This window comes from Kitasatospora saccharophila, assembly GCF_039529925.1.
GTDB classification, from domain to species: domain Bacteria; phylum Actinomycetota; class Actinomycetes; order Streptomycetales; family Streptomycetaceae; genus Kitasatospora; species Kitasatospora saccharophila.
On sequence record NZ_BAAANS010000124.1, the window covers coordinates 1 to 8,477 of the forward strand.

The window sequence follows — 8,477 nt, forward strand, 5'->3', positions numbered from 1 at the left end:
CGCAGGACAGGGTGTGGTCGAGTTCTTCGAGGGGTTCGCGCAGCAGGTCGTCGAAGGTGAGCAACTGCGGCCGGTCCACCAGGCCGTGGATGCGCAGCGCCCAATCGCGCGGATCGATCTTGGGGATCGTCAGTGCGGTGTCGACCCGGTAGAAGTCGCCGTTCGGGGTGGTGAACGGGGACAGGCCCGCGACGTTCGGGCGCACGGCGGCGGGCAGCGGCGGCAGCGGCTCGGCCGGGGCCGGGAGGCGGACGGCGGCGCGGGCGGCGGTGACGTCGAACCGGCGGTCGGTCAGGGCGCGTCCGCCGAACCCGGCCAGCGCGCCCGCCGTGAAGGTCCCGGCGGTGGCGGCGAGCACTATCCGGCGGCTCGTCAACCCGACCGGTGGTGCAGGGACTTCGGCCTCCGCGCCTTCCGGCCTCTCCACCGTCTCCCCGGCTTCCGCTGTCCCCGGAAGCGGCGTGGCGGCGGTGGGCAGTGCCCGGCGGTACAGCCGGGCCAGCAGCAGGACGGCCGTGGCACCGACCAGGCCCGCGACGATCGACGGCGCGCAGTCGGCGGTGGCGGCGCCGGGGCGGGACAGGGCCGCCCAGGCGCCGAGGGCGCCGAACGCCCCGAAGACCGCCGCTCCAGCGGCCGGGCGGCGCACCGCCAGTAGGCCGGCCAGCGCGGCGAGCAGCGTCATCGTCAGGTAGATCCCGCCCAGCAGCACCGCCTTGTCGTGGGTGCCGAAGGTGCGGACCGCGTACTCCTTCAGCGGCGTCGGCGTCAGGTCGATCGCCGCCGACCCCACCGCGATCACCGGCGCGGTCGGCGCCCCCGTCACGTACGCGACCAGCTCACCCGCGCCCAGCGCGGCCACCGCGGAGGCCAGGCCGACCGCAGCCGCAGCGGCGGCGCACAGCAGGCGGTGGCGGCGGCTTGGCAGTGCGGCGGGGGGCCTCTGTCCATCGGTCACATCTGCGGTTCGGCGCACCGGTGGGCCCGGATTGGTCGCACTCTCCGACTCCTCCGACCGGGTCGTGCCGGGGATGAAGTCCGGCATTCTCGGGAGGTGTTCCGTTAGGAGCCTGGTCGGCTTGGCGGCGATCCGGTGGGTTCCACTCTCGGGCCATCGAAGTTACTCTTCGGTAGGAAATTCTCCGCCGACCCCACCGGGAGCGCCGATGGCATCCGACCGTTCCGCCCGTCTGCTGGGCGGCCTGCTGCTGACCGCCGGGATCGCGCACTTCGCGGCTCCGAAGCCCTTCGACGCGATCGTCCCGCGCAGTCTGCCCGGCTCGCCCCGGACCTGGACCCGGCTCAGCGGCGCCGCCGAACTGGCCGTCGGTGCGGCCGTCCTCCACCCGCACAGCCGCCGCACCGGGGCGCTGGCCGCCGCGGGCCTGTTCGCAGCGGTCTTCCCCGCCAACGTGAAGATGGCCTACGACTGGCGCCACCGCCCGGCCCCGCAGCGCGCCGCCGCGCTGGCCCGGCTCCCGTTGCAGGCCCCGCTGATCGCCTGGGCGGTCCGGGTCGCCTGGAGCTGACCGGGTGTCGGACGCCGGGCGGTGTACCGGACGCCCGCGAGCGGGCCGCCGCAGCCCTGGCCCGGCGGGCGCTCCAGCCGCAGGCTCCGTAGCGTCACGGGCGGCGGACGGCGCCGGCCGTCCGACCGATTCATCCTGTGACGTGACCCGGCCGTGAAAGGCCGGGGACGGGACCCGTGGTGCCAACCGGAGAGTCCCGCCCCCGCCGTCGTGCGCGAGACGGCCGACCCTGGCTTCGCGCACACCCCTCGTTCGCAGGGGGGAGGTTCGTCGGCTTGGTGCCGGTCGGTGACGTCCACCCGATCGGCTCAACGGGGGCGCAGGCGGGCCGGGGCGGTGCGTGAGGCCGGGCCGCGCATGGGTCTCCGTAGGTCAGTGCCGGTTGCCACGCGCCTTGAGGGCCACGTTCGGGAGCTCCGGGGCGGGCAGGCGGTAGCCGGGGTAGCCGTGGACTTCGCCGAAGCGGTCGCCCTTCTCCCAGTCGAGCCGGGCCTGGAGGATCTCCTCGCCGGTGCGGCCGATGAAGTTCCACCACATGACGATCTCCTCGCCGAAGGGCGGCCCGCCGAGCAGGATCAGGCGGGCCGGGGTGGGGGAGGTGTTGGTGAGGGTGAGGGTGGTGCGGCCGGGCGGGAGGTGGCCGAGGTCGGCGGGGTGCAGGGGGGTGTCGGCGAAGAGGACGTCGCCCTGGTCGACCAGGAGGCCGTGTTCGAAGGCGGGGTCGACGTCCAGGGTGGTGGTGGCGCCGGCGGGGAGGGCGAGTTCGGCGCCGAGCAGGGGGGTGAAGGTGGGGACGGGGGAGGTGTCGCCGGCCAGGGTGCCGAGGAAGACCCGGGCCTCGCCGCCGCCGGGGAGCGGGACGGGGGCGGGGACGTGGTGGTGGAAGTCGCGGGCGGTGTGCCGGTGGGCGTCGGGGAGGGCGACCCAGAGCTGGACGCCGTGCAGGACGGTGGTGGCGGCGGTGGAGGTCTCGGAGTGCGCGATGCCCTGGCCGGCCGTCATCAGGTTGAGTTCGCCGGGGCGGACGAAGGCGTGCACGCCGAGGCTGTCGCGGTGCTCGATCTCGCCGCTGAACAGCCAGCTGACGGTCTGCAGGCCGGTGTGCGGGTGCGGGGCGACGTCCATGCCGCCGCTGGTGGCGACGTCGTCGGGCCCGTAGTGGTCGACGAAGCACCAGGCGCCGATCAGGGTGCGTTCGCGCTGCGGGAGGGTGCGCCGGACGGTCATCGCGCGCGGGCCGCCGAGCGGGACGTCGCGCGGGGGCAGGACTTCGGCCGGGCCGTTCTCGGTGGTGCTCATCGGGGTGCTCCCTCCCATGCGGCCGTGGATCGGCGCACACGTCCAACAAATCGTTTCATCTTCAACTATCATGGAACGGAGCGTCCGACAAACACCAGTGCGCAGCGGAGGAGAGTCCAGGTGTCCGAGGTGACCGAGACGGCGGCCCCGACGGGGCGGGTCTACGTCGACAAGCAGACCCCGCAGGCGTTCCGCGCCCTGCTGGGCACCGCCGAGGCCGTCCGGCAGGCGGCCGCCGACGCCGGGCTCGACCGGCGGCTGGTCGAGCTGGTCAACCTGCGGGTCTCGCAACTCAACGGCTGCGCCTACTGCCTGGACGTGCACACCAAGGCCGCGTTGAAGGAGGGCGAGGGTGTGCAGCGGCTCGGCGTGCTGGCCGCCTGGCGGGACGCCGCCGTGTTCGACGCCCGCGAGCGCGCCGCCCTCGCGCTGGCCGAGGCGACCACCCACCCGTCCGACGCCGCCGCGCAGGAGGCGGCGTACGCGCAGGCCCGGCAGGTGTTCGACGAGGGGCAGATCTCGGCGGTGATCTGGGTGGCGATCGCCATCAACGCGTTCAACCGGGTGTCGATCCTGAGCAAGCACCCGGTCCGCCCGGCCCGCTGACGGAGCGTCGGCGGCAGCTGCCCCGCCTGCTGACGGCTCCGTCAGCAGGCGGAGCGGCCGCCCGCCGCACGGGTGGAAACGCGGGGTCCGGCGGACGGGCGGGGCGCGGCGGGGGCGTCCGGGTGGTGACCTGTCCGGAACAGGTCCACCCCCCTCCCGGAAGAGATGCCCGTCATGCGCCGTCCCCGCGCCCGGCGACTCGCCGTCGCCCTGCTCGCCCTGAGTGCCCTCGCCCCCGCCGTCCCGGCCGCCGCCGACTCCGGCGCCCCGTTCGCCCGCCCGGCCGTGCAGCCCGCGCACCGCCCCGTGCACCAACTCGCGGACGAGGACTGCCCGCTGGACCCGGCGCTCGCGGCCCGGCTGGACGCGGCGATCGCCGACGTACGGGAACGCACCGGCACGCCCGGTGTGATCGTCGGACTGTGGATGCCCGGGCGCGGCACGTACGTCCACGCGGACGGCGTCGCCGACAAGGCCACCGGGCAGCCGATGACGCCCAACCTGAACATGCGGATCGGCAGCGAGACCAAGACCTTCACCGTCACCGCCGTGCTCGAACTCGTCGACCGCGGCCTGGTCGGCCTCGACGACCCGATCGCCAAGTACCTCGACGGCGTCCCCGACGGGGAGCACATCACGATCCGCCAACTCGCCGAGATGCGCAGCGGCCTGTACTCCTACACCTTCGACGACGACTTCGTGCACGCCCTGCTCAGCGACCCGAACCGGCCCTTCACCCCGCGGGAACTGCTCTCCTACGCGTTCAAGCACGCCAACGTCTTCCCGCCCGGCACCGACTACCAGTACTCGAACACCAACACCGTCCTGCTCGGCCTGCTGGTCGAGAAGCTCGGCCGGATGCCGCTGCGCGACTTCATCCACCGCAACGTCACCGAGCCCGCCCACCTGAACCGCACGCTCTTCCCGCGCGCCGCCGAACTGCCCCGCCCCTACGCGCACGGCTACACCGACCAGACGCTGGACGGCTCCACCGCCGACGCCACCCACTGGAACCCGTCCTGGGGCTGGGCGGCCGGCGCGATGATCTCCGACCTGCACGACCTGCACCACTGGGCGAAGACCCTGGCCACCGGCACCCTGCTCAGCCCCGCCACCCAGGCCGAGCGGGAGAAGTTCCTGCCCGTCCCCGGCTTCGGCGACGGCGCCGGCTACGGGCTCGGCCTGTTCCGGGTCGGCGGCTGGGTCGGCCACAACGGCTCGCTGCCCGGGTACGAGAGCGTCACCGTCTACCTGCCCGAGCAGGACGCCAGCCTGGTGATCCTGCTGAACACCGACATCATTTACGAGGGCAACGAGCCCTCCACCCTGTTCGCCGAGGCGATCACCTCGATCGCCACCCCCGGACACGTGTACGAGCTGCCCGCCGAGAAATAACCCCAGGTCGGGAACCCCGCCCCGCCCCCCGTACGTCCCTCCCGTCGTCCTGGAAGACGACGGGGGAGGGCCCGGACATGCGGGAGATCGGACCGTACCGGGTGCTGCGCGCACCCGGTGACGGCGGCGGTGACAGTGCTGCTGCCGGCGGGGGCGGCGCGGGAGGGGCCCGGCTGTGCCGCGCCGCCGACGGGCTGCTGGTGACCGTCGAGGAACCGCACCCCGCACCGGACCGGGACGCCGCCGCCCGCCACCGCTTCGCCCGGCGGGCCCGGGCGGCCCGGCGGATCCGCGGGCCCTGGACCGTCCCCGTGCTGGACGCCGACCCCGACGCCGAACGCCCCTGGCTGGCCACCGCGCACGTCCCCGCGCCGGACCTCGCCGAACTGCTGCGCGCCACCGGCCCGCTGCCCGTCGCCACCGTCCGCCGCCTGGGCGCCGACCTCGCCGCGGCCCTGGCCGCCGGACACGAAGCCGGACTGGTCCACGGCGGCCTCGAACCCCGCCGGGTGCTCGTCACCGTGCACGGCCCGCGACTGACCGGCTTCGGCCTCCGGACCGCTCCGGACGCCGGCCGGGCGGACCGGGACGCCGACCTCGCGGGTCCGGACGCCGACCACACGGGTCCGGACGCCGACCACACGGGTCCGGACGCCGACCACGGCCCTTTCGGGCACGGCCCCCTCGGGTACGAGTCGCCCGAGCAGATCGAACGGCCCGCCGAGATCGGCCCGCCCGGCGACGTGTTCGCGCTCGGCGCGCTGCTCGCCACCGCCGCCCAGGGCCGCCACCCCTGGACGGGCCGTCCCCGGACGGGAGTCGCGGGAACGGCGGGCCCGGGAACGGCGGGCGCCCCCGGCCCGGAGGAGGTCCGAGCCGTCCGGCGGCGCACCACCGACGGGCGGCCCGACCTCGCCGACGTCCCCGGGGCGCTGCTGCCCGCCCTCGCCCGCTGCCTCGACCCCGATCCGGCGCTGCGCCCGACGCCCGGTCAGCTGCTCGTCCTGCTCGGCCCCGACGACCGGTCCGCACCCTGGCTGCCGCCCGCCGGGCTCGCCCTCGCCGCCCGGTACGCGGCCGACCTGCCGACGCCCGAACAGGCCGGGCCGGTGCACCTGCACCCGACGGTCGACCGGCACCCGGAGGCGCTCGACCTGGCCGCCCGCCGGGCCGCCGCCGAACAGCTCCCGCCCGGTCCCGCCCGCGACGCCTTCGCCGAACTCCTCCCCGTCGCAGAGGAGTTGTACGGCTCCGACCACCCCGACCCGCTCGACCTGCGGTTCGCCCACGCCACCCGCGTCGGCGACACCGGCGCGCCCGGGGAGGCCGCCGACCTGCTCGCCGAACTGGCCGGGCACACCGCCCGGGCGCTCGGCCCCGACACCCCCGAGGCGTTCCGCCAGCGCATCGCACTCGTCCACCGCACCGCCGAGACCGGCGACCGCGCCGCCGCCCTGCGGCAACTCGACGCCCTGCGCGAGGACACCGCCGCCCGCTTCGGCGCGGACCACGGACGGCTGGCCGCCATCGCCCGCACCCGCAGCCGGGTGGAGGAGCGGTACTGACCCGTCGGACCGGTCGCACCCGCAGCCCGAGGTGCCCGCGGCCCGACGTGCGGAACGGAGCCGACACGCCGTCAGCTCCGTTCAGGACCGCTGCGGGGGAGGGGAGGGGAGGTCAGGGCCGGTTGTCGGGCAGGTCGGCCGGGCGGATCCGGTACACCTGGAGGTTCAGGTCGTAGTACTTGGTGGTCTCGCCGACCCAGCGCATCCCCAGCCGCTTCGCCACCGCGTGCGCCCGGTCGTTCTTGGGGCGGGCCACCGCGAAGACCTCCTCGATGTCCTGGGTGAACACCCAGCGCAGCAGCGCCAGGCCCGCCTCCGTCGCGTAGCCCTGGCCCCAGGCCCGGGGGGAGAGCTGCCAGGTGATCTCCAGGTCCTCGTCGTAGGGCGGCAGCGGACGGATCCCCAGGCCGCCGATCACCTTGCCGTCCTCGCGGCGCTCCACCGCCCACCGCCCGCGCGGCGGCAGCAGCCCGGCCTGCTCCCGTTCCCAGCGCTGCAGCACCGAACGCATCGCCTCGGCGTCGGCGACCTGGTCCATCACGGGCGTCAGCCAGCGGGCGACGTCCGTGGAGCCGTACACGGCCAGCGCGTCCTCGGCGTCGTCCGGTGTCCAGTCCCGGACGACGAGCCGGTCAGTGGTCAGGCTGATCCCCATGGGCGGGTCCTCCCTCAGTCGATTGGCGGACGTCTCCCTCCACCGGAGTGTGCGCCCCCTACCCGCCCGGGGCGAGCCGGAAGCCCGATCCGCACCAGCTGTCACCGGATGGTCACCCGCCCGTCGCCCGGTGCGCCCCGGCGGAGCCGCGGGCGGAACCGGGGCGCACCGGTCAGCGGCGACCGCCGAGCGGGATGCGCAGGCCCTCCGGGTCCCGGCCGCGCAGCGCCAGGGCGGCGCCGACCTCCTCCGGCAGCGCGCCCAGGCCCAGCAGGGCCAGCGCCAGGCCGGCGGCGGCGCGGTGCCAGTCACCGGCCCGCCGCACCAGGGTGTGACCGCTGCCCAGCACCCGGTAACCGGCCACGTGGGCGCCGTGGTCGCGGGCCCGCAGCGCGAACAGGTCGGTGTCAGCGGGCGGGGTCACCTTGTCCCGGTCGCCGTGCAGCATCAGCACCGAGCGGCCCCGCAGGTGCTCGGTCGGTTCGTCCCGGGGGCACCACGGCGCCAGCGCGACCACGCCCCGCACGCACGGGTGGGCCGCCGCCCGCAGGGCCGCCCGGCCGCCCATCGAGTGCCCGATCAACACCGTCGGCACCGGCCCCAACTGTCCGACCAGGTCGGACAGCGCCGCCTCCGCGTCACGGGCCGCGTCCGCCCGGTCACCGTTCCAGCCCCGGCACCGGTAGCGCACCGTGCCCACCGCCAGCGACCGGCCGTCCGCCGCCCCCGCGCCGCGCCGCACCGCCCGCGCGAACGGCAGCATCCGCAGCCCCGGCAGGTTCAGCACCGGCGGCGGCTGCGCCCCGAGCTCCCGGCCGCCGTGCAGCACCAGCACCGCCGCGTCCGGCGCGGGCGGCAGCGCCCGCCAGGCCAGCGGCCGGTGCGCCCCCACCACCCCGCCCTCCGCGTGCACCGCGACCCGACCGCCCATCGCACCGTCCCCTGCCCTAGTCGTCCTCGTCCGCGCCGGTCCGCGTCCGCCCGCGCTGGTCGTTACGCGCCCACCGCCCCGGGCCCACCGGTTGGAGCTGCCACTGTACGCGGACAGCGCCACGGGACGGCCCGCCCGGACAGGCTGCGGCGGACGCCCCGGCGGGCCGCGCGGGAGGGACCGCGCCGGACGGTGGCGGCACACCGCGACGGCCGGTGCGCACCAGCGGAGCTGACTGCTCGTAAGGTGGGAGCGTGCCCGCGGCGCGCGGCCGGACCGGTCCGCCCCGCGCCGGACCCGCGCACCGCGGCCCCGAACCACCAGCCCGACGCCCGCCAGCCCGCTGGACCGGGCAGCGGGGCCGCGACCGACCGCCAGAGCCGAGGAGAGCCATGGCCGACGTCCACCCGCCCCGTACTGACGGCACGCCGACGGCTGAGCTCGGCGTGATCGGTGGTTCGGGTCTGTACGCGTTGCTCGACGAGGTCGTCGAGGTG

At 75.9% G+C, this 8,477-nt stretch carries 8 protein-coding genes; 4 read left to right on the forward strand and 4 right to left on the reverse strand.

Annotated elements, in window-relative coordinates; genetic code table 11:
- Positions 1 to 958, reverse strand: a 958-nt coding sequence (locus ABD345_RS39385; RefSeq protein ID WP_344559563.1) for a molybdopterin-dependent oxidoreductase, incomplete at its 3' end; no start/stop codon positions are given.
- A 208-nt stretch (positions 959 to 1,166) separates the two neighbouring features.
- On the opposite strand from ABD345_RS39385, the gene ABD345_RS39390 reads away from it, so the two are divergent.
- Complete coding sequence (locus ABD345_RS39390) at positions 1,167 to 1,529, forward strand: DoxX family protein (protein ID WP_344559565.1); 363 nt, start codon at positions 1,167 to 1,169, stop codon at positions 1,527 to 1,529.
- 372 nt (positions 1,530 to 1,901) lie between these two features.
- On the opposite strand, the gene ABD345_RS39395 is transcribed toward ABD345_RS39390, so the two are convergent.
- Positions 1,902 to 2,828 carry a pirin family protein gene (locus ABD345_RS39395; protein ID WP_344559567.1) on the reverse strand — a complete coding sequence of 309 codons (927 nt, stop codon included), beginning with the start codon at positions 2,826 to 2,828 and terminating at the stop codon, positions 1,902 to 1,904.
- 120 nt (positions 2,829 to 2,948) lie between these two features.
- Here ABD345_RS39395 and ABD345_RS39400 point away from each other — a divergent pair, with 120 nt between their 5' ends.
- The 3 genes from ABD345_RS39400 to ABD345_RS39410 all read left to right on the forward strand — a co-directional run bounded on the left by ABD345_RS39400 (position 2,949) and on the right by ABD345_RS39410 (position 6,394).
- On the forward strand, positions 2,949 to 3,434 hold the full coding sequence (locus ABD345_RS39400; RefSeq protein WP_344559569.1) for a carboxymuconolactone decarboxylase family protein: 486 nt from the start codon (positions 2,949 to 2,951) through the stop codon (positions 3,432 to 3,434).
- 165 nt (positions 3,435 to 3,599) lie between these two features.
- Positions 3,600 to 4,829, forward strand: a complete 1,230-nt coding sequence (locus ABD345_RS39405) for a serine hydrolase domain-containing protein (protein WP_380271812.1) — start codon at positions 3,600 to 3,602, stop codon at positions 4,827 to 4,829.
- Positions 4,830 to 4,906: 77 nt separating this feature from the next.
- Entirely contained in the window at positions 4,907 to 6,394 is a 1,488-nt protein-coding gene (locus tag ABD345_RS39410; RefSeq protein WP_344559573.1) for a serine/threonine-protein kinase, read from the forward strand.
- Positions 6,395 to 6,506: 112 nt separating this feature from the next.
- On the opposite strand, the gene ABD345_RS39415 is transcribed toward ABD345_RS39410, so the two are convergent.
- Both ABD345_RS39415 and ABD345_RS39420 read right to left on the reverse strand, forming a co-directional pair.
- Entirely contained in the window at positions 6,507 to 7,049 is a 543-nt protein-coding gene (locus ABD345_RS39415; protein ID WP_344559575.1) for a GNAT family N-acetyltransferase, read from the reverse strand.
- A gap of 172 nt (positions 7,050 to 7,221) precedes the next feature.
- Complete coding sequence (locus ABD345_RS39420) at positions 7,222 to 7,980, reverse strand: alpha/beta hydrolase (protein ID WP_344559577.1); 759 nt, start codon at positions 7,978 to 7,980, stop codon at positions 7,222 to 7,224.
- Positions 7,981 to 8,477: the final 497 nt, after the last annotated feature.